The sequence below is a fragment of the Xylanibacter ruminicola genome (assembly GCF_900142525.1).
Lineage (GTDB): Bacteria > Bacteroidota > Bacteroidia > Bacteroidales > Bacteroidaceae > Prevotella > Prevotella ruminicola_A.
Map to the genome: position 1 here is coordinate 1 of NZ_FRBD01000001.1, position 22,916 is coordinate 22,916.

17 protein-coding genes and 1 pseudogene are annotated in these 22,916 nt (G+C 47.6%); 5 read left to right on the plus strand and 13 right to left on the minus strand.

The window, feature by feature from the left end; genetic code table 11:
• Positions 1-159 precede the first annotated feature (159 nt).
• Positions 160-660 (plus strand): DNA-binding protein, encoded by a 501-nt coding sequence (locus BUB86_RS00005; RefSeq protein WP_073203417.1) that lies wholly within the window; start codon positions 160-162, stop codon positions 658-660.
• Between the two features lie 63 nt (positions 661-723).
• Positions 724-825: a smalltalk protein gene (locus BUB86_RS17395; RefSeq protein WP_175549355.1), complete on the plus strand. Its 102-nt coding sequence runs from the start codon at positions 724-726 to the stop codon at positions 823-825.
• Positions 826-897: 72 nt separating this feature from the next.
• On the opposite strand, the gene BUB86_RS00010 is transcribed toward BUB86_RS17395, so the two are convergent.
• Positions 898-2,226, minus strand: a complete 1,329-nt coding sequence (locus BUB86_RS00010) for an inositol-3-phosphate synthase (RefSeq protein WP_073203418.1) — start codon at positions 2,224-2,226, stop codon at positions 898-900.
• Between the two features lie 178 nt (positions 2,227-2,404).
• Here BUB86_RS00010 and BUB86_RS00015 point away from each other — a divergent pair, with 178 nt between their 5' ends.
• Entirely contained in the window at positions 2,405-4,534 is a 2,130-nt protein-coding gene (locus BUB86_RS00015) for a TonB-dependent receptor plug domain-containing protein (protein ID WP_073203419.1), read from the plus strand.
• A gap of 139 nt (positions 4,535-4,673) precedes the next feature.
• On the opposite strand, the gene dnaA is transcribed toward BUB86_RS00015, so the two are convergent.
• The 5 genes and pseudogenes from dnaA to BUB86_RS00040 all read right to left on the minus strand — a co-directional run.
• Positions 4,674-6,095, minus strand: a complete 1,422-nt coding sequence (gene dnaA, locus BUB86_RS00020; RefSeq protein WP_073203421.1) for a chromosomal replication initiator protein DnaA — start codon at positions 6,093-6,095, stop codon at positions 4,674-4,676.
• Positions 6,096-6,411: 316 nt separating this feature from the next.
• Positions 6,412-7,314 carry an MlaD family protein gene (locus BUB86_RS00025; protein WP_073203423.1) on the minus strand — a complete coding sequence of 301 codons (903 nt, stop codon included), beginning with the start codon at positions 7,312-7,314 and terminating at the stop codon, positions 6,412-6,414.
• A 5-nt stretch (positions 7,315-7,319) separates the two neighbouring features.
• A complete protein-coding gene (locus tag BUB86_RS00030; protein ID WP_073203424.1) occupies positions 7,320-8,528 on the minus strand; it encodes an N-acetylmuramoyl-L-alanine amidase in 1,209 nt (402 codons plus the stop codon).
• 59 nt (positions 8,529-8,587) lie between these two features.
• Entirely contained in the window at positions 8,588-8,953 is a 366-nt protein-coding gene (gene folB / locus BUB86_RS00035) for a dihydroneopterin aldolase (protein WP_073203428.1), read from the minus strand.
• 57 nt (positions 8,954-9,010) lie between these two features.
• Positions 9,011-9,451, minus strand: a pseudogene (locus BUB86_RS00040) (ribonucleoside-triphosphate reductase); the annotation flags it as partial.
• Positions 9,452-9,761: 310 nt separating this feature from the next.
• Here BUB86_RS00040 and BUB86_RS00045 point away from each other — a divergent pair.
• Positions 9,762-10,502 (plus strand): nitroreductase family protein, encoded by a 741-nt coding sequence (locus BUB86_RS00045; RefSeq protein ID WP_073203429.1) that lies wholly within the window; start codon positions 9,762-9,764, stop codon positions 10,500-10,502.
• Between the two features lie 43 nt (positions 10,503-10,545).
• Here the strand turns inward: BUB86_RS00045 and BUB86_RS00050 are convergent, their stop codons facing one another.
• The 6 genes from BUB86_RS00050 to typA form a co-directional block, all read right to left on the minus strand.
• Entirely contained in the window at positions 10,546-12,003 is a 1,458-nt protein-coding gene (locus BUB86_RS00050) for an MFS transporter (RefSeq protein WP_073203430.1), read from the minus strand.
• Between the two features lie 16 nt (positions 12,004-12,019).
• On the minus strand, positions 12,020-13,006 hold the full coding sequence (gene kduI, locus BUB86_RS00055) for a 5-dehydro-4-deoxy-D-glucuronate isomerase (protein ID WP_073203432.1): 987 nt from the start codon (positions 13,004-13,006) through the stop codon (positions 12,020-12,022).
• A gap of 41 nt (positions 13,007-13,047) precedes the next feature.
• A complete protein-coding gene (locus tag BUB86_RS00060; protein WP_073203433.1) occupies positions 13,048-14,412 on the minus strand; it encodes a PTS galactitol transporter subunit IIC in 1,365 nt (454 codons plus the stop codon).
• A gap of 74 nt (positions 14,413-14,486) precedes the next feature.
• Complete coding sequence (locus BUB86_RS00065; RefSeq protein ID WP_073203434.1) at positions 14,487-16,427, minus strand: HAMP domain-containing histidine kinase; 1,941 nt, start codon at positions 16,425-16,427, stop codon at positions 14,487-14,489.
• A complete protein-coding gene (locus BUB86_RS00070) occupies positions 16,424-17,884 on the minus strand; it encodes a methyl-accepting chemotaxis protein (protein ID WP_081372997.1) in 1,461 nt (486 codons plus the stop codon). Before BUB86_RS00070 ends, BUB86_RS00065 begins: the two co-directional genes overlap by 4 nt.
• Before the next feature lie 91 nt (positions 17,885-17,975).
• Positions 17,976-19,778, minus strand: coding sequence for a translational GTPase TypA (gene typA / locus BUB86_RS00075; RefSeq protein ID WP_073203436.1), 1,803 nt, complete (start codon positions 19,776-19,778; stop codon positions 17,976-17,978).
• Positions 19,779-20,047: 269 nt separating this feature from the next.
• On the opposite strand from typA, the gene rpsO reads away from it, so the two are divergent.
• Positions 20,048-20,317, plus strand: coding sequence for a 30S ribosomal protein S15 (gene rpsO, locus BUB86_RS00080; RefSeq protein ID WP_013063513.1), 270 nt, complete (start codon positions 20,048-20,050; stop codon positions 20,315-20,317).
• A gap of 158 nt (positions 20,318-20,475) precedes the next feature.
• Here the strand turns inward: rpsO and BUB86_RS00085 are convergent, their stop codons facing one another.
• Positions 20,476-22,887, minus strand: coding sequence for a TonB-dependent receptor (locus BUB86_RS00085; protein WP_073203438.1), 2,412 nt, complete (start codon positions 22,885-22,887; stop codon positions 20,476-20,478).
• Between the last annotated feature and the right edge of the window lie 29 nt (positions 22,888-22,916).

The window sequence follows — 22,916 nt, forward strand, 5'->3', positions numbered from 1 at the left end:
TTAAATCTAGAAATTGCGCAAGTTAAATCTAGCAATTGCAAACATTAATAGTGACCGTAGAAGTGATAAACAGGCGACAAAGAGAGAACCATGAAATTATTAAACATTCTTGGCAGAGCCAAGCGGCAAAGCCGAGCAAACCATTAAAAATTAAAAATTATGGCTATTAAAGTAATTGCACAGCGACGTGAAGTAAAACTTGGTAAGAATCCTGGAATGAAGTTCGTGATGCGTCCCGATCTGTATTCGCCCATTCAGGAGAAGAAGGTATTCGCAGAGGCTGCTACCCACTCAGGTATCTCTGCAGGTGTGATCAAGGCGGCTTGGGATGCTGCTGGCGAAGTGCTCCGCACGTGGGCTACCGAGGGTCACTCTATCCCCCTGCCTGGTCTGGGAACCATGCGCTTCGGCGTCCGCTCGAAGGCGGTTGAGAATCTGGAGGACGTGAAGACCAACCTGATCAGCGTGCGACGCATCATCTTTACTCCAAGCGTGGAGGTGAAGGACGAGCTGAAGAATACCTCGATTCAGATTACCTGCCTGGATGAGGACGGCAAGGTTCTGAAGCGCGTAACCAGCGGCGACACAGGCGACATCGAGGACACTGGTGGCGACGATGACGGCCCAACCGGCGGCCTCACTCCTAACCCAGGGGATTAAGTAATCGGGGGTACGGAGGTATCCCCGCTACCGAAATATTAACCATTAAAACAAAAAACAACTATGACCAAGAAAGAAACCGCAAAATTCATCGTTCAGCTTATCGCATCGATAGCATCAGCCATCCTGACGGCACTGGGAGCCACATCGTGCATGGGCATGTAGGAAAAGCCTACAAACAAAAAAAAGGGGAGCTTTAAATAAAAGGCCCCCCCATTTTTTTTATATGATGATAGTTTAATCTATCTCCTCATCAGGCTCGTAGCCGCCCATCTCGCGGATGGCATTCTTGAGCATGGTGTACTGCTGATAGAGGTTATTCACGGCCTCCTCGCCCTGAGTATAGTCGTGCATAGGCGACTTGAGGAAGAACGACAGGAAGCGCTGGGTGCCAAAGCGGCCTGCACGGGCTGCCAGATCGCTGAGCAAACAGAGGTCGAGGCACAATGGGGCAGCAAGGATACTGTCGCGGCACAGGAAGTTGATCTTGATCTGCATGGGATAGCCCATCCAACCAAAGATATCGATGTTGTCCCAACCCTCCTTGTTATCGTTGCGTGGGGGATAGTAGTTGATACGAACCTTGTGGTAGTACTGGGTGTCCTCGTCGTTGCCATGACCGTAGAGATCGGGCTGTACATCGGGCTTCAGGATAGTCTCGAGGGTAGAGAGCTTGCTGACCTCCTTGGTGCGGAAGTTGGCAGGCTCGTCGAGCACCAGTCCGTCGCGATTACCCAGGATATTGGTTGAGAACCATCCGCTCAGGCCCAGGCAACGGGTGCCGATGATGGGGGCGAAACCAGACTTAACGAGGGTCTGACCAGTCTTGAAGTCCTTACCAGCGATAGGCATTCTGGTCTGCTCGGCCAGCTGCCACATGGCAGGGATATCGACTGTGGTGTTAGGAGCACCCATAATGAAAGGAGCGCCCTCAGTGAGTGCTGCATAGGCGTAGCACATAGAAGGGGCGATATGCTCGCGATCGTCGGCCTTCATAGCGGCTTCGAGGTCGGTAAGCTGATAGTGAACCTGCTCGTTGATGGGCACGTAGATCTCAGTAGATGCAGCCCAGAGCACAACCACGCGGTCGCAACCCTTCTGAGCCTTGAAATCGCGAATGTCCTGGCGCAGAGCCTCTACCATCTGCCAACGGGTCAAACCCTGTTTCACATTGTCGCCATCCAGACGCTTGGCGTAGTTCTTGTCGAAAGCTGCAGGCATGGGAACAATCTGCTCCAGTTCTTCGCGAACGGGGTTGATATCCTTCTCCTTAAGCACTTCGGCATACATGGCTGCCTGATAAGCATTCTGGGGATAAACATCCCAGCAACCGAACACGATGTCGTCGAGTTTAGCCAGGGGAACGATGTCGGCATAATGCAGATACTTAGCATCGGCACCACGGCCTACGCGCATCTTATCGTACTGGGTCATAGAGCCCACTGGCTTAGCCAATCCCTTACGCGCCATCAGCACACCTGTCATAAACGTGGTTGATACGGCTCCACAGCCAACCACCAAGATACCCAATTTGCCCTGGGCGGGGGCTACTTTACTTTGTTTCATCACTTAGCTTAGTTGATTGTACATTTCTTAAATAATAAAAAGTGTGCAAAGATGCGAATAATTATTGGAATAAACAAAGAAAACTTGAAAAATCTGCAAAGTTTTATTGATTTATTACGTAAATTAGAAAAAAATACATTAATTTTGCATTCGATTTTTTTTAGGAAACAAAATTATTATGTACAAACCAACATTCAACATGAAGCGCCAACGCCTGGTGTTCCGTCATTTCGGAAACAAGGGCTACTCGCTCTTCAGCTGTCTGGGCCGCGAGGTGGTGTGCAGTGTGCTATCAGTAGCCACACTGACCTACGCATCGGCCGAAAGCGTGAGCACGAAACCAGTGGTTTCCGACTCCGTTTCGACGACAACTGCACGCGAGATGATGCTCGATGAAGTCAGCGTGACTGGATCGAGGGCGCCACTGACCAAGAGTCAGGCTGCGAGAATGGTAACTGTACTGGATCGCCAGGATATTGCGCAGGCGCCAGTACAAAGTGTTAACGACTTGCTGAAATACGCTGTAGGCGTAGATGTGCGACAAAGGGGACCCATTGGCGCCCAGACCGACATCTCGATACGCGGAGGTACGCAAGACCAGATTATCCTACTGCTGAACGGCATCAACATCTGCGACCCACAGACGGGCCACAATGCCATGGATCTGCCTGTAGACCTGAACGACATCGTTCGCATAGAGGTGATTGAGGGCCCTGCAGGCCGCATCTACGGCAGTTCGAGCCTGGTGGGAGCAGTGAACATTGTGACAAGATCTGGCAATTTCGGTGGTACGGAGGTACGGGAGTACGAGGGTACGAGAAATGACTGTGCACAGATACATGCCGAGATTGGATCGTATGGATATGGCAATGTGGGATTCAGGTATGCTCGCACCACCGCCATCACCCTTCCTCCTTCCTCGAAAATCACCCAATCACTTTCCGCGAATTACTCGCGAAGCGATGGCTACTCGCGATGCAAGGCAGGAACGCTGAACACAGACTACAGCGGCGCCAAGGGCTTTTATCAAGGGCAGTATGAGGACGAGCAACTACGCCTGAACTGGCATCTGGGCATAGCCGATAAAGGCTGGGGCAGCGGCACCTTCTACGCCACACCCAAATGGCAGGCCGACAACCAGTATGAGCACACCACCAAGCTTTACTCGGCCATACAGGGCGAGACCAAGCGAGGCCGACTGCACTTTGCGCCAAGCATCTATTGGAATCAGAACCGCGACCGCTACGAGGGCTATCGTGGCGAACCAGAGAAGATGAAGTACAACTACAATCGTACTGACGTCTACGGGGTGAGCATGAATGCCTACTTCGACTGGAAAGCAGGCCGCACAGCCTTTGGAGCAGAGATAAGAAACGAAGACCTGGTGAGCGGCAACCTGGGCGAGCCTCTGAGTCAGACGCACCATATAGCTGGTACTGATCGCGACTACACGCTGGGCGTAAATCGCACCAACATCAGCGGCTATCTGGAGCACAACCTGCTGCTGAAGAATCTCACCATATCAGCAGGACTGGTAGCAGTCAAGAACACATGGAGCAACATGAACATGACTGTTTATCCAGGCATCGACATCAGCTACCGCCCCACCCCAAGCTGGAAACTGCATGCAGCCATCAACACATCGCTACGCATGCCATCGTTTACAGAGATGTACTACAAGCTGCAGGGCTACAAGGCCGACCCACACCTGAAGCCAGAGGAAATGACGGCCATCGAAGCTGGTGGCAGCTACACTAGGGGGAACCTTAGTGTAGGCGCCACAGCCTGGTATCACCACGGGCGAAACATGATTGACTGGATTATGGACACATCGCTGGGCGATGATGCCGTATGGCAGAGCGTGAACCACGCCAAGGTGAATAGCATCGGATTCGAGGCCAATGCAAAGATGCAAGCCAAACTATTCACTAACCACTATTCACTATTCACTATCAGCTACAGCTATATCAACCAGAACAAGGAGCAAGAGGCTAACATCGTATCGCAGTATGCGCTGGAGTATCTGCGCCATAAGCTGATAGCCAATGCGCAAGTGCCCATTGTAGAGCACCTTCAGTTAGGACTGAACCTGCGCTGGCAGGATCGTGTGGGGCAGTACACCGACTTTAGCGGTGCCATACTGGATTACGAGCCTTATGCGCTGGTGGATGCACGCCTAACCTGGCAACAGAATAGCTATAAGCTGTATCTGGAGGCGAACAATCTGCTGGATAAACGTTACGCCGATTTCGGCTTGGTAGAGCAACCAGGACGATGGCTGATAGCAGGATTTAGCTTTAGGCTATAAGCCCTTGATCAGACCACCTGAACTCCCCTCCTCCTGGGAGGAGGGGAATACCCCACCCCCTGAGTAGGGAGAATAATACCCCACAAAAAAGTCTCCCCCTGAGTAGGGGGAGATAGAGGGGGTCTGAGCAAAGGATTGCTTATTGTTTCAACTTGAAAGAATTCTCAATAGAACTGAGCTCGGCCATGAAGCCCTTATCAATCTTCAAACGCTTCTCGATGGTGTTACAGCTATGGATAACTGTTGAGTGATCGCGACCACCAATGAGCTGACCAATACGTGATGCAGGCATCTTGGTGTGCTTCTGAGCCAGGTACATGGCAATCTGACGTGCCTGAACATAATCGCGCTTGCGACTCTTGCTGAACACATTCTGCTGATTGACACCATAGTGCTTGCAAACCTTCTCGACAATATCGTCGATGGTGAGCGGATGATTATCCACCTTTACAGCACGCTTGATGACACGCTCGGCCAAACGCATATCGATATTAGAATTATAGACGATAGAATATGCCATGAGCGAGTTAACCACGCCTTCAAGATCGCGCACGCTGCCATTAGCAGTCTCAGCAATAAACTCGATGACATCAGCAGGAATCTTCAGTCCGTCGCGCTTACACTTGGCGCTCAGAATGTCGACACACAACTGGGGGTTGGGCTTCTCCAACTCAGCTATCAGTCCACAGGCAAAACGAGTGAGCAAGCGGTCCTTGACGCCTGTAAGATCAACAGGAGGACGGTCGCTGGCCAGAATAATCTGCTTGCCCATGCGGAACAGATGATCGAAGATGTGGAAGAAGGTATCGAGTGTCTTGGGAGAGTTCACCCACTCCTGAATATCGTCAACAATCAACAGATCGATACTCTGATAGAAGTTGATGAAATCGTTTGTGGTATTCTGACGTACAGAATCAGTAAACTGAACCTGGAACAGACGGGCGCTAACATAGAGCACACGCTTCTGCGGATAGGTCTCACAACACTTCAGTCCGATGGCATTGATAAGGTGGGTTTTACCACAACCTGACGGGCCATAGACAAAGAAGGGGTTGAAGGTAGTCTTACCTGGATGCTCAGCGATAGAGAGACCAACGGTGCGAGGCAGCTTGTTAGAAGCACCCTCGATGTAATTGTTGAAACTCTTCTTAGGATCGAGCTGGGGGTTGAGCTGCTGCTGGCGTGGAGCATCGAGCATGCTTGGCGACTTGTTGATGTTCTGGCGAACAGGAACAGTCTCGATACTTGGGCCATCGCTCTCTACATCAGTAGTTATATCGCGGCCTTGACCCTGCTGGGCCTTTACCTCAACGATTCTGTAGTTTAGCTTGACGCTAGTTCCAAACACTCGCGCGAGTACCTTACTTAATAATCCAACGTAGTGCTGCTCCAGGTATTCGAACACGTACATACTGGGAAGCTGCAACAAAAGAGTGTGCTGCGCCTCAGAGTACGACTCGAAGACAATTGGTGCAAACCACGTTTTAAACTGCTGCTCTGTTACGTTAGCTCGGATCAGACGAAGGCAGTCGTCCCAGAGCGCCTGATGATTATTATTCATTTGGCGAATGTTACTTTTTTATTAAAATTACTGATACAAGACTTAGGCTTGTAGAGTTGATAAATGTGGTGCAAAGGTAATACATTTTTTGGTAACTTGCAAATGGGGAATATCGACCTACGTGTAGTCAGATTTTTGTAACTCACTATAAGTGTGCAGGTTACAGCGTTTCACATCAAAATGCCCCAAATACAGCTATTGCAGAATTACTTTTCTCTGTATTTCAGGTTGTTACACAACCAAACAACACATTTTAACAGATGAATCCTCAGAGTTTATCCGAGGATTTTTTCTGCTTATTTAGACAAAATTTAAATTACTTATCTTTCTTTCCAAAAACCGAAAAATGTACATAACGCTTTGGATGCGACTTCAGATCGATCATCAGCGAGTCGGCATGCATCATGGTAGAATTCAGGTTATTATACAATCCTGGATCGCGCATCAGCAGTCCTAATGTACCCTCCTTGCTATTGAGCGTAGCCGTCATCTGCTCAACATTCTTCAGCGTGGTGTTAACGCTGTTCATGGTGGCAGCCAGGTCGAGCTCATTCAGATTCTTGGTAATCTGGTTGGTATTGGCCAGCACACCATCGGCATTCTTCAGCATCTGTGGCATCTGACGATTCAGCTGAGCCGTGAGCTGACTGAGATCCTGTGAAGTGCGATTCAAGTTAGCTGTAATCTGGTCGACATTATGCAGCGAACTGGCAATGGCAGGATCAGCCAGCAAGGTGTTGACACTGGCCAGGATAGAATCGAGCTTAGGCAGCATCTGCTGGATAGTTGGAATCATATCGGCAGCCTTGCCCATAGCGCCTAACTGGTGACCACCTGAAATGGTATCGCCAGGAGCCACCATGCCATCAGTAACGTTTCCAAGAACAAGCTGCACCTTGACATTACCCATCAGGTCGGTAGAAATCTCAGCACGGCTGCCCTTTGGCACCTGCATATCCTTATCTACACCAATAGTGGCAACTATCTCGCCTGTGTTGCTATAATCGAAATCTATGCCTTCTACCACACCTACGCGATAGCCATTGGCAAAGATAGGACTGGCCACAGAGAGACCTGTTACATCCTGGAACTTAACGTAGTATCTGTTGTCGGTAGAAAACAGCGTCATTCCCTTTAAGAACTGCAAACCAAAGTAGAGTACTATAATACCTACTACAGCCACAAGGGCAATCTGGATTTCTTTCGAGAACCTCTTCATATCTATTATTTCTTTGATTTAAACTCACGTATTGCTGCATTCACGTCTACACGCTTGCCGCCTTTAAAGGCGATGATAAAGGCCTCAGGAATCTTCTGAGCCACCTCTTTGCGCAGACGATAAATTTCATTATAATTTGTTGACGAACCAACTGTGTACTTGTACATACCACCATCCTGATAGTATTCTACATCGCTCAGGCCCTTGAATCGTGCATGGCCAGCCTTGAGCTTAGATGAGCTCGACAAAATCTGAACCTTGAACACAGGTGCATCATCAGCCGCAGCCTGCTCAGACTTTGAAGGCTTAGCTGGTTCAGGCTGAGGAGAAACCACCTCAGGCGCTGGCTCTGGTTCAGGAGCAGATACTAACTTAACCTCGATAGGCTCTACCTTTGTTTCAGTAACAGGAACCTCAGGCACAGGATCGTCGATCTTCATATAAGGTATGGTGATGTTGCCACCATGACGCTTGCGATAATTAAGGAACGCATTAAACATGCCGCGAGCATAAAGATTCTCGGCACTGGCAGAGTTCATAAAATCCTCCTCATCGCGAGTTGAGATGAAGCCTAGCTCCAGAAGGGCGCCTGGCATAGACGAAAGGCGGAGTACAGCCAGATTATCCTGCTGCGCACCCATATCCTGTCTGCCAGTGGCTTGGCACACGTACTTCTGCATATATTTGGCAAGCTCAACGCTATTCTCCATGTTCTTATCCTGAACAAACTCGAACATGATGTTGCTCTCAGTCGAGTTGGGGTCATAGCCCTGATAAGTCTGCTTATAGTCCTTCTCAAGGAAGATAACAGAGTTTTCGCGCTTGGCCACCTCAAGATTCTGAAGCACACCAGTCTGTTTGCCTGTACGCTTACTGGTGCCCAGCGTATAGGTTTGGAATCCACGCGCCACCCTACCCTTTGGCAAGGCATTGATGTGGATAGAGATAAACAAATCGGCCTTGGCCTGATTGGCAATCTCAGCACGACGATACAACTCTACGAATTTATCAGTTTTACGTGTATATACCACTTTCACATCTGGGCAGTTCTGCTCAACCAGTCGTCCGAAGGCAAGTGCAAACTTAAGTGTCAGGTTCTTCTCTTTCGAAATAGAACCCACAGCACCTGTATCGTGGCCACCATGACCAGCATCAACCACCAAAGTAAAAGTATTCTTATTAGCTGCATGAAGCATCGCCGCCCCACACAACATCAAAACGCCTAATATATATCTTAACCTAATCAAAACTATCAATTATCAATTATCAACTATCAATTATCAACTATAACATGTACTCCTGCGCCATCGCAATCGGCACCCATGGGTGGATTCTTTTTTGTTATCTTCAGATTGATAGACGACACCTTAGGAAACTGCTCATTGATCTTCTTTACGATACGACCAGCCACATGCTCCAGCAATTTCGAGGGTATTTCCATCTCTGATTTCACCAACTGGTATAGCTCAGAATAGTTCAATGTATCAGCCACATCGTCTGACTGCAAGGCTGCGTCAAGGGGATATCCCACACGCAGATCAACCAAGAACTCACCTCCCACCTTCTGCTCCTGGGGCATCACCCCATGGAAAGCATAAAAGCAAACGTTCTGCAGAAATATGTATCCTTTACTCTTCAACTTCTCAACTCCTTACTCATCTACCTCCTCATGTTCAGTCTCATCGTTGTTACCTGGAACATACTTCTTCAGAGCTCGCTCAACACCAGTCTTCCAGGTATTGATGCTCTCATCCTTCAGCGACAGAGAGCCCACAAGCTTGATGACATGTTCGATAGGCATACGATAACGAAGCACGCCTGATATGAGTTTAGCATAGTTCCAATACTCAGGGTTGAACTTCTCAGAAAGGCCTTCGACAGTAGTTTTATAACCACGCTTATTCTCAAACTGGAAGTCGTAACGCTTGGAACCGTCAGGGTTTACCTGCTTGATAATCTTACCCTTTGTCAGATTCTTGGGCAGATAGATGCCCTCATCATCATCAGCAAGTCCAGTAAAGATCTCGTATGGATAACCATCAAGCAATCCTACCAGTGCCACCCACTTCTCACGATTGTTCTGGAATCTAACCACGTCGCACTCCAGCACCTGAGGACGCACCTCAGTAACATCAGGCCTACGCCCCTGAAGGAAAATATCAATGGCCTGAGCTGACAGACTGGCTATCAAGTCGGCATCACTGGGACTAATTGACTGCAGGCACTGCTCCAACAAAGCAGAAACACGCTCTTCAGAAAGCGAACTGTCAGATTTCTGCCCGATTAATGTTAGTTCGTGAGCAATTCGTTGAACTAGCGCACTACGCAAGTTTTCTTCCATAACATTTAATTTTTGCGTGCAAAGTTAATAATAAATTGAGAATTATTTGTATTTTTGCATCCAAAACTTACTAAATATCAGATTTTTATAAGCAAAATTAAGAGATATGAAGAATTTATTGACACGTAGAACCATCAGAAAATACGCCCAACAGGATGTGAGCGAGGAGTTACTGAACCGCTTGATGACAGAGGCTGCACGCACCCAGACTATGGGAAACCTGCAACTCTACAGCGTAGTGGTGACTCGTCAGGCCGAGATGAAGGAGAAACTCTCGCCTGCCCACTTCAACCAGCCCATGGTAAAGGAGGCTCCTGTGGTGCTCACCATCTGTGCCGACTTTAATCGCACCAGTTTCTGGGCAAAATGCCGTAAGGCAGAGCCAGGATACGACAACTTCCTGTCGTTTATCAATGCCGCTACTGATGCCCTACTCTACACACAGACACTCTGCAACCTGATGGACGAAGAGGGCCTGGGCTACTGCTATCTGGGCACCACAGTCTATCAGCCTCAGCAGATTATCGACATTCTGCAGTTGCCAAAGCTGGTGATGCCAGTGGCTACACTCACCATAGGATGGCCTGCTGAGGAGCCTGCCCTGTCAGACAGACTGCCATTAGAGAGTTTTGTACATCAGGAGACCTACCACGATTACCTGGGCATGGACATTGACAAATACTACGAGGCCAAAGAGAATCTGGAAGAGAACAAGAACTTTGTGAAGATTAACCACAAAGAAACGCTCGCCCAGATATTCACAGACATCCGCTACACGCGTAAAGATAACGAAGCGATGTCAGCAGGATTGATGGAGATATTGAAAAAACAAGGGTTTCTCGATTGAGAAACCCTTTATTTTTCACTTTTCACTATTCACTATTCACTTCTTAGTCTTCTACTACGATTGGCTTGTACTTTGGTACCAGCGCCTTCATGATGACCCATCCTATGAGATAAGCCACAGCACAGATACAGAACACAACCATGTAGGCAGCAGGCTTGCCCTCGAATCCAAAGAACTGGAAGTTGGCACCCTGATTAGCTGCCCAAGTGAAGAACTCACCAGAGCCCATGTTGATAGCCATAGAGCCAAAACCACCAGTCATGGTTCCCAATCCTACGATAGTACCAATGGTTGACTTGGGGAACATATCGCCAATGGTAGAGAAGAGGTTAGCACTCCAAGCCTGATGACCTGCACCCAGCAATCCAATCAAGATGGCTGGCCACCATGCGCTATATGCGCCCAGAGGCTGAGCCAACAGACCCAATACAGGGAAGCAAGCAAAAATCAACATGGCGCGCATACGACCCAGATAAGGGTTCATGCCCTTCTTATCGACAAAGTATGTGGGCAGATAGCCACCACCAATACTCAGCACTGTTACTATGAGGTAGAGCGTAAAGATGAGCGCAATACCCATAGCCGAATCAGAAGTATAACCATACTGATCGCTGAAGTAAGCAGGTGCCCAGAACAGGAAGAACCACCACACACCATCAGTCATCAGCTTACCAACGAGGAAAGCCCATGTCTGACGATAGGTAAAGCACTGGAAGAATGGGATAGCCTTCTCCTCCTTCACCTTGGCGCGATCCTGCACCTCTTTGAGATCGTTATCCTGCTCAATATAATTCAACTCTGCCTGATTCACAAACTTATTGGCACGAGGCTTCTCGTAGAGCCACATCCAGAGGCCCATCCATACATAACCCAGCACACCAATGATGATGAACGCCATCTCCCAGCCCCAGGCACGAGCCAACAGGGGAATAGTGGCAGGAGCTGCAAGCGCACCTACTGATGCACCACTATTAAAGATAGAGGTAGAGAAGGCACGGTCCTTCTTGGGGAAGTACTCGGCAGTAGCCTTGATGGCTGCAGGGAAGTTACCAGCCTCACCAACTGCCAGAATCAAACGACAAGAGAGGAACAACCATACAGAGATGGTGGCAATGGCTACAGCAGCATCGCTACCAGCCTGCACCATACGCAGAGCCTCGATGCTATCGTAACCCTCGATGTTCATAGCTACCCATCCACAGCCAGCATGCATTACAGCACCTGTGCTCCAAACGAAGATGGCAATGAGGTAACCCTTCTTGGTGCCCATCCAGTCGATGAACTTACCAGAGAACAGATTGGCAATGGCATAGAAAAGCGAGAACAAACCCGTAATCTTACCATAGTCGGCATCAGTCCAATGGAAATCGATGGCAATAAAGTCTTTCCAAGTGAGCGACAGAACCTGACGGTCCATATAGTTGACTGTGGTTGCAAGGAACAGCAGCGCACAGATGACCCAACGGAAGTTGGACATTTTTGTAGTCTGAATAGGAGTCATAATTGTCAATTGTCAATTATCGCAGGTCCTTGACCTCGATGTTGTCTTTATCATTATAGTTCAGGTTCTCACCAGCCATACCCCATATAAAGGTATAGTAATAGGTAGCCGAAGCGCAGTGGATGCTCCACTCTGGGCTCATGATAGCCTGCTCGTTCTTCAGCCAAACCACACGTGTCTCCTGAGGCTCACCCATCACGTGACTGATCTGCTGGTTCTCAGGCAGATTGAAGTAGTAATAAGCCTCAATACGACGACCATGGGTGTGGGGAGGCATGGTGTTCCATACACTACCCTCCTGCAATTGGGTCAGTCCCATCTGCAGCTGACATGGACCCTCCTCGAGGGCAGTATTCACAATCAGCTGGTTGATAGTACGCTGGTTGCTCTCGGCCTTAGTGCCCAGAGGCTTCTCCTTGGTACCAACAATTACAGCCTTCAGGCTCTGCACCTTACCATTCTTACGTCCGTCGAGTGTCACCCACTGAGTCTTGTAGTGCTGGTGAGCAGTAGCACTGTTCAGGTAGAACTTTGCTGGCTTCTTGGGATCCTTTGAACGGAAGATAACCTCCTTGTTCGAGTCGATATCGTTGCCTTTCTTATCCTTACCAAGCCATCCGCGACCCACGTAGAGTGCCTCGCTATAGCCCAGAGGATACTCCTGACCGTCGACAATCACTACGCCATCGCCACCAGTATTGATGATACCCAATTCGCGATTACGCATAAAATAGTCGGCACGCAGCTGGGGATGAGTCTCCAGCTTCAGATCCTTATTCACAGGCATAGCACCTCCGTAGATAAAGCGATCGTAATACGAGTAAGTGAGGTTAATCTCATCTGGAGCCATCACTTTCTCCATTACAAAGCGATCGCGCAGCGTCTGCGTGTCGTAGTGTTTCACATCGGCAGGGTGACAAGCCGTTTGGAACGTCATGTTCTGCTGGCCAAAGGCCGTCATCAGATTTCCCATAAGCATCAAAGTAAAAAACGTTTTCTTCATTGTTTTATTAATTATTATTTTTCTGTTTTTCCGTAGGTCCATTAATCCTTCTTTTCATCAGCGATGATACGCTTGCGGTTCCACCACATCATACCAGCAGTGAAGATGGTGAGAACACCCATGCCAACCCACTGCAGGTTATTCACGCACTTGTAGATAGTCCAGCCAAACAGGCTCGAAGCAAAATCGAGTGCACCTGCCTCGAAGCCCTCAGGAATCTTGGCAGCATTATCGCCCGTCTGCTCGAATACGGTGTGGGCAGCCTGCGTGAAGGCAGGAGCCATATCAGTAACAAACCACAGACCAATGGCCAGCGCTACCAAACCTACGATAAAGGTCTTTACCACATTACCCTTGGTGTAAGGCAGCACCATGACAAACACGTAGAACATGCCAGCCAAAGATGCCAAAGGCAAGAACTCATTACCAGGAAGGATGACAGCCAGACCAAGTGTTACTGGTATCAGCAACAATGATACGACCAAAGTAGTAGGATGACCAATCACCAAGGCTGGCGACATGCCAATATAAACCTTCTTACCATTGAATTTATTCTTCACTACCTCCTGAGTTTTCTCAGAGATAGGCATCAGTCCATCGATAAACAGTTTGGTGATACGAGGAATCAACTCCATCACTGCACCCATAGTCACACCCAAGAACAGGATTTTCTTAATGTCAAGCTGAGCCAAAGCACCAATCAGCGCTCCAACAATCACACCCAGCACCAGAGGCTCACCCAGCACGCCAAACTTCTTTTTCAGTCCCTCAGCATCAATATCCAGCTTTGAGAATCCTGGAATCATATCCAGTCCTTTGTTCACCAGCATGGCGAACGGAGTGAAACTCTGTACGAAAGGCTGTGGTATCGAGATACCCTCCATACCCTCGTAATAGCCTTGGAACTTAGGCGCTGTGAGGTCGGCCATCACCAGTGTGTTGATATAGCACACGATGGCGGCAAAGTAGCCCCACGCCAGACTCTGATCCATCACGAAATAAGCCACCGCACCAATAAAGGCAAAGTGCCAATAGTTCCACAGGTCGATATTAACCGTACGTGTGGTCTTAGTGATGAGCATCAGGAAGTTAACACCCAGACAGATAGGAATAATCAATGCGCCCACAGCAGTATTATAGGCCACAGCCGCAGCAGCAGGCCAACCCATGTCGAATACACCAAGCTGTAAATGATATAACCTTGAAATCTCTGAAAGCGGAGAGCCGAAATTGTTGGTGAGCAGGGCTGTAACAATACCCAAACCTACGAATCCCACACCTACGTAAAGTCCAGACTTCAAAGACTTTCCAAATTTCAGTCCGATGCAAAGACCTATGATTGTAAACAGGATAGGCATCATGACCGATGCACCCAAACTGATAATGTAACTGAATACTTGTTCCATTGTTTTTAGTCGATTTTTGGTGCAAAGTTACACATTATTATATAAATAACGTGCGTTTATCTCCTTTTTTTTACTCAAACGTTAACGTAACCCTTTCCGTTACCGCTACTATTGGGGATTATCACTATAAATCTAGAGCCATTAGTATAGTTTGTGTCGTATCTCAAATCGCCTCCCAGCAGTCTTATCATCTGCTTGCAACAAGGCAATCCAAGTCCTAATCCCTCATTAAAGATATCGCCTTTTTCGAAAGTCGCAAACAGCTTTTCCTGCGTTTCCTTCCTGATGCCAGGTCCTGTATCCTCTACTTCAAACACCACGGTAAGTCCTTCGGCTCTAACTGATAGTTTAATATAACCCTCGGTTGTAAACTTCTTAGCATTATATATCAGCTCTAAGATGGCCTTAGCCAGGAACTCCCAGTTACTCTTAACAACAAAGTCCTTAGACACATTCACCTCAGTAGTCAAGTCGAAAGTGTATGGTGGATTGGTATTAGCCAGATGCTCCAAGAAGCCAACCAACTTGTGCACGTTTACCTTCTCTGTGGTATTCACCTTGACATCGCTATTGGCAGCCACCATCAGCATACTTACCATTCGGCTGATGCTGATAGCGTTGGTCAGCATCGTTTCCAGAATGTTGTTAACCTCTTCTTTTGGTATCGAATCATAGTCGTCGCGAAGCACTTGGATGAATCCATTGATGATATTCAGCGGTGTACGTATCTGGTGGGTAACGTCTTTCAAGAATTCATTTTTCTTCTCTACAGCCATGTTCACCTGTTCGTTAGCCTCAGCCAACTCTTTATTCATCTGCTTGGTGGCAGCATTGACCTCCTGAAGACTAGTAATCTGGTAGGACAATGCTTTCTGCATCTCAGCAAAGTTATTCTGCAGCCTTCCTATCACATCGCGCCTATCAGTAGTATCAATCGTCTCGTCATAGTGTCCGTTGGTGATGTAGCTTAATTGCTCAGTCAGGCTGTTGATGGGGGTCACCATATTTGCAACCACGTTCATACAGAATACCAGTATCACCAAGAGGCCAAATACCAGCAACGGTATCAGTATATACAACAGTTTGGTGTAACCGGCCAGAATCTCAGACTCCTGACATATCAACGTCACACTCCATGGCGCACGCTGCAACGATTGGTAAAGAGCTATACAGCGTTTGCCATTAATGACAACACTCATAACACCCTTGTTACCAGACAACATTTCGTGGCCCAGCGAAATCAAATCCTGCTGTTTATTGGGATCCAAATCTGTGAATATCGTCTGGCGCATCAGCTTGGTAGTATCAGGATGTATCAGGTACTGTCCATCGGAACCCAACATAACGCAATACGAACTCTCATAGGGTTTAAACTCCTGCACCACCTCTGCCAGCCAAGGCACCGACAGGTCGGTAGATATCACACCTATAACCTCTCTTTTACCATTATACATTGGAACACCATACGACACAATTAAATCTTCATAACTTTCAGATGCTACACCTTCAGTATTCTCTGAATACGCCTCAACCCAACTTGGTTTACCCAATGATATCGGAGTTTTATAGTAGATCTTGTCAAAATAATCGTATGGCTCTTCAACCTTCGCCTTCACACTATCGCCAATGTGATATGCATAGACTGAGAAGTAACGGCCTATCTGTGGGAAGAAGTTGGGCTCCATCGATATCGAGCATCCATCAAAGTTAGGATTCATGGCCACTATACGTCGGGCGTCGTTTAACAGCGAGTCGGGCTTTAGCTGCTCATCGTCCAGATGCCATTCTGCCGTTCGCGTAGCCACCTCAACCTCGTTCATAGCTCCATCCACACGTTGCACCATATTCTCCAATTCTTGCTCAGCACGACTGATGGCCTCCTCTTTCACCATCTGTCGTGTTTGCATAAACAGGATGCCTAGCGACAAAGTAAATATCATCATCAGGAACAGCGTTATGCCAAGGCTCAGCTTCAGCGATAGCTTTCCATTTATAAAGCTTAGAAGTCTTTTCATCCGCAGTCCTCCTTATTATCTTGTTTGGTAGCCACCTCAAGCATTCGTGTCAGCAACCGTGTAATGGTCTGGGTATTACCATCCATCTTATCGGCTATCTTCACTATCTGTTCGTGATTCATCTCGTCCAGATGTTCTCTCACCTCGTTTACCATGCTTGAGATCTCCAACACAGGCTCGTTCATCTGGTCGGTCATATTCTGCAGGAAGGCTGTTTTCACTCTTTCAGCTTCCTTCACGTGTTCATGAGCCTCATTCAGAGCCTTATTCTGTTCGTCCAGTTTCTCACGTGTGCGATTAATCTCGTTAATGTGCTTTCTGATGGAGCGCCTCATAGCCACGAAACTGTTTGTCAGACTTCCCACTTCGTCTTGTCTACCGCTTGTAGAAACAGGAGCGTAATAGTTTCCTTGCGTCATCTGTTTAGCCGATGCCTCAAGTGAGCGCAACGGTATCAGTTCGCGATGTATAAAGAAGTAGAAGAAGGCTGATATCGCCATGATGGCCAATATTACTATCAGCACCATCAGCAATATCAGGTGATTGTAGGGGCCCATCACCTCCTCCTCAGGACATACCAAATCCAGCACCCACTGTGTACCCTCAAGTGGTTTATAGGCAATAAAACTCTTTGTTCCATAAAAGTCCAGTAATGCCGACCCTGTTTCTCCACCAAGCATTTTGTAAGCCACAAAACTATATTTATCGCTAGGAAATTGCTCCATCAACTTGAACATAGATCCTGGTTTCAGCATAGTTGTGTCTGGATGCACGATAAAGGCGCCCTTGCGCGTAGCCACACCGCCATACATATTGGGCGACGGACGTTTATCCTCAATAGTGGATGACAACCAATAAAGCGATATATCAATGGCAAACACGCCCACCGTCTTATCGCCATCATGCAGTGGCAGACCAAATGAAATAATGGGTTCGCCATTAGTCTTGTAATTTTCTACAGGATCACTCCAATATTCTGCGTTGCGTTCCTTTGTCACTTCATACCATGGCTGATGTATATACGATTCGCCAGCAAACTGTTCACTCTTAATCAGATGAGAACCTTTGCGATAATAATAGATCATATAATCACCTGATATGTTAGGGTAGTAGTCAGGTTCAAATGCTGCTGCTACACCAATGATTTCTGGCTCGTTTCTAAGTATCTCCTGTAAATACTTATTCAACTGGGCTGGGTTGTGCAAGTTCTGCTCCACGTTCCAACATGTCTGTCGTGCCACAACCTCTTTCTCACCTAGCGTGTTCTGCACCGTTATCTCCATCTTCTGCAGCAGATCTTCAGCTTTACCCTCGGCCTCAGTCCTTACGGCCTGACGCGCATAGTAGAACATCAGCGAGAATGTTGCCAAGAACAACATGGCTACAAAAAGCATCACCCACAAACTAAGTTTGGCTGATAGCGAACTCGGCAATAGATGTAGAACTTTCGGTTTCATTAATTATTTTAGGTTTCTGTGGGCAAAGATAAAAAAAAAGTGGCAAACTTCCAAACGTTTTGCCACTTTTTTTATTTTTGTATTAAATTGTTTAAACCTTATTAGCCTTCTTACGCTGATCGTGGTCGAGAATAGTCTTGCGCATACGCATAGACTTAGGTGTTACCTCAACTAACTCATCTTGTTTGATGTACTCGAGGCACTCCTCAAGACTCATAACTGTCTTTGGAATGATACGAGCCTTATCATCGGTACCTGATGCACGTACATTGGTAAGCTGTTTAGCCTTGCACACATTAACAACGAGGTCGTTGTCGTGAACATGCTCACCCACTACCTGACCTGCATACACATCCTCACCTGGATCGATAAAGAACTTACCGCGATCCTGCAACTTATCGATGGCATAAGCAAAGGCATTACCTGTATCCATCGATATCATCGAACCATTTACACGGCGCTCAATCTCACCCTTATATGGCTGATACTCCTTAAAGCGGTGAGCCATGATAGCCTCGCCCTGACTGGCTGTGAGCACATTGGTACGCAATCCGATAATACCACGCGATGGGATATCGAACTCAATATTGATACGCTCACCCTGACTCTCCATCGAGATCATCTCGCCCTTACGACGGGTTACCATATCAATCATCTTCGAGGCAAACTCCTCAGGTACATTGATGGTGAGTTCCTCTACAGGCTCATGTTTCACGCCATCAATCTCCTTATAAATAACCTGTGGCTGACCTACCTGAAGCTCGTAGCCCTCACGACGCATAGTCTCTACCAGCACTGAGAGGTGCAGCACACCACGTCCTGATACAATCCACTTATCAGTACTATCCTCGAATGGAGCTACACGCAGAGCCAGATTCTTCTCCAACTCTTTCTCCAAACGATCGTTGATGTGGCGTGAAGTAACAAACTTACCCTCCTTACCAAAGAAAGGTGAGTCATTAATCATAAAGAGCATCGACATAGTAGGCTCGTCGATGGCAATAGGCGTCATAGGCTCTGGATTCTCGATATCGCAAATGGTATCGCCAATCTCAAACTTCTCCAGTCCGATAACGGCACAAATATCGCCACACTCTACTTGATCAGTACGTACATGGCCCATACCCTCGAAAGTGTGAAGCTCCTTAATCTTAGTTTTCTCCATCGAACCATCGCGATGGGCAATGGTTACCCACATGCCATCCTTAAGAGTACCACGGTGTACACGACCTACAGCGATACGTCCCTGATAACTTGAGTAGTCGAGCGATGTGATAAGCATCTGTGGCGTACCCTCAATAGGCTTTGGAGCAGGAATCATCTCAATAATCTTATCGAGCAGATAGGTGATATTATCTGTTGGCTTCTTATAATCCTCACCCATCCAGCCGTTCTTAGCCGAACCATATACTACAGGGAAATCGAGCTGCTCCTCAGTAGCATTGAGCGAGAACATCAGATCAAATACCATCTCGTAAACCTCCTCAGGGCGACAATTAGGTTTGTCTACCTTATTTACCACTACGATAGGTTTAAGACCAATCTCAAGCGCCTTCTGCAACACGAAACGAGTCTGAGGCATAGGCCCCTCAAAGGCATCCACCAACAGCAGACAGCCATCGGCCATATTGAGCACTCGCTCTACCTCACCACCAAAATCAGAGTGTCCTGGAGTGTCGATGATATTGATTTTAACGCCCTTCCAATTGATACTGACGTTTTTAGAAAGAATAGTGATACCACGCTCGCGCTCCAAGTCGTTGGCATCCAATACCTGATCGCTGAGATTCTGTCCCTCACGGAACAGGTGTCCAGCCAGCATCATCTTGTCCACAAGAGTAGTTTTTCCGTGGTCAACATGTGCAATAATTGCTATGTTTCTGATATCCTGCATATTAATATACTTAAATTTCGGGTGCAAAGGTACACATTTTTAGGCACGAATTACACGAATTTCACGATTTTTTATCTAAAACACATCATTTTTTCACATAATTCGCGTAATTCGTGCCAAAATTATTTGGTGGAATTGGGAAATTGTATTACCTTTGCAGCCGCATTTCGGAAAATCCGGAGCATTTGACGACGTAAACCTGCTGGTGATTAGGCAGGAATCGCGTTTGAAAAATGTTATTGCACATTATTTTAATCACATTATTAATTATGTATTTAGACAAGGCAAAGAAGGAGGAGATCTTCGGTCAGTACGGTAAGAGCACTACTGATACAGGTTCAGCTGAGGCACAGATTGCTCTCTTCAGCTATCGTATCTCTCACCTCACAGAGCACCTGAAGAAGAATCACAAGGACCACAACACTGCTCGCTCACTGACCATGCTGGTAGGTAAGCGTCGTAAGTTGCTGAAGTACCTGTACAATAACGACATCAATCGTTATCGTGCAATCATCAAGGCCCTCGGTCTCCGTAAGTAATTTGATTACTTTACAAAAAGATAACCCTCACCAATTGGTGAGGGTTTATTATTTTCCCCGTAGGAGAATGAAATGTTCCCTAACTGGGAATGAAACGTTCCCTAACTGAAATACAAAAAAATACTCCCCTCCCCTCTGAGGGGTGGGGAGTAAGGTGATCAAAGATGTATGTTTACATCTAACCCAACCTGTATTGGATTAGCCTTTTGGGCGAAGTAATGCGTACCACCTACTGCACTGCTGGCAATAGCAAAGGTATTGTACTTCGTATCAGTGAGGTTGCGGCCCCACAAAGTTACAACAACTGGACCAAAGTCGTAATCGGCATGAGCACCAACGGTGGCATAGAACTTCTGGGCAAAAGAATTGCCCTCATCCCACCAGGTCTTACCCTGACCAGCCACGTTAGCACCGATGGTAAACTTACCAATATGCCAGTCAGCCATAGTGCTGAAGGCATGCTGAGGCACAAAAGGCACATAGTTTCCATCATAGCTATAACCAAAGTTGTCTGTTGCCAAGCCACTCTTATCAATGCCTAAAGAAAGCTTATAGTCATCGAACTTCGCATTAGTAAATGCATAAGTTACGCTCCAATCCAGTGCATTATCAAATGCACGTCCACGTAAGGTTGCTTCCACACCGCATGAGTGGCTTTTACCTGCATTCACCATGATACGACCGTAGTTACTACCAGGCATCATCACAGACAACTGCTGATTACGAAGCTGCATGAAGTAAAGGGCGAGATCGAAGTGAGTGCTACCACCAAACAGATTCAGGTGCGTACCCAGCTCGTAGTTCCAACTCTCCTCTGGCTTATACTGTGTGGTCTCCTCTATGGCATCATAGTCGGCAGCAGTGTGCTCCACATCGTAATCGCCACGCATGGCATCCTGCTGGTGCGCATTCAGGTCGGTCTGCAGAATATCGCTGAACATCTGGAAGTTGTAGCCTCCAGCACGATAGCCTTTTGACACCAGCGCATAGATATTACCGATGTTCTCGTCGAAGCTATAAGTCAGTGCAAACTTAGGCAACAACTGGGTGAAGCTTTTTGAACGATTGTCGGCAATGTGCGATGTAAGATGATAAGTGGCTGTAGCCGAAGCAGTTCCACCAGTCATGTTCATATAGGCCAGTGCATCATATTCTATCTTAGCCCAGTCGTGAGCCAGACGCAGACCAACAGTTGCCTTTAGACGATCTGTGATCAGGATGTTCGACTCGTGATAGAGTCCCAGACTCATCTGTGGTGTGCGGTACAATCCAGGCACAGCCATCTCGGCAGTCATAGTCACACCCATCTTCTCTACAGCAGCCTCTGCTGCAGTCTGAGCCTGCTCGGCAGTCATGCCCTGAGCCATAAAGCGACCCAGCATACCTTTAATCATAGAGTTCTTCATTGCAGTTGCAATGGCATTGCCAATAGGTGCTGTAATACCCTCGCCAAAGAAAACGGGCGCATCAGTACGCATCCACTGGTACGATCCAAACAGTCCTGTGGTGTGCTGCCAGCGCGAAGTACCATGGTTACGCAGCACAAACTCCTGAGTCAGCGCATTCATCTTCTGGCGCTGCTCCAGGCGCAAGTAGTCGCCAGCCATATAATCCTGGTCCATCTGCATCAGATCCTCCAGGAACTGATAGCTGGTGGTTGAGGTAAACAAGAACTGATCGGTATTATAGCTGATGTTCAAACCCGTATTCAGCATATTGCGCTTGTAACCGTTCATAATGGTAGTCGATGGATCAGTCACCTTATTATTATCAAGGTTCAGCTCGCCATAACCGAAACCATTCTGATTCACGTACTGATAATCAGCCGTCCAATCAAAGGTCAGTTTCTTAGTGGGGGCATACATCAGACGCAGTTTACCACCAGCCTCATTGGTCAGATCGTTCTTCTTATCGAAGTTCTGGTTGTTGATAAAGCCCTTCAGTCCGCTGTAGAAACCAGCTACGCTAAACGCAAACTTCTCGCTGGGGCGATGGTAGTGAGCCACCTCCACATTACTATATAGTCCGGTACCAATTCCCAGTCGGATATCAGTGCCCTGATAGTTCATTGGATTCTTTGAGTAGATACGAACCAGTCCACCCTCCGTGTTCTGTCCATAAAGCGTTCCCTGAGGACCACGCAGCACATCCACACGATCCAGCATATAGAAGTGGTTATTAAATGCCGACTTCGACATCAATGGTATGTTGTCGTAATAAACACCAACGGCAGGGTTGTTGATACGCGAACCTATACCGCGCACATACATAGATGATGTGAGGCGCGAGCCATAGCTAGGCATCACGAACGATGGTACGTACTGCGAGAGCTGGCTCAGATCGCGCACGTTGAGCTGCTGCAGCTGCTCGCTACCAAACACGTTACTGCTCACAGGCTGCAGGCGCAGGCGCACCTGCTCCTTAGGCTGAGAAACAACTACCACTTCGTCAAGGTCTACTACTTTACTAGAGTCTGAAAGGGCCTCGGTATCGAGGCTCTTGAGAGGGGTGGCGCCAGCCGAGAGCTGCCCACCCAGTGCCAAAAGCACGAAAACAATCTTCTTATTCATTTATTTACAACTTATGTTTGCGGTTGCAA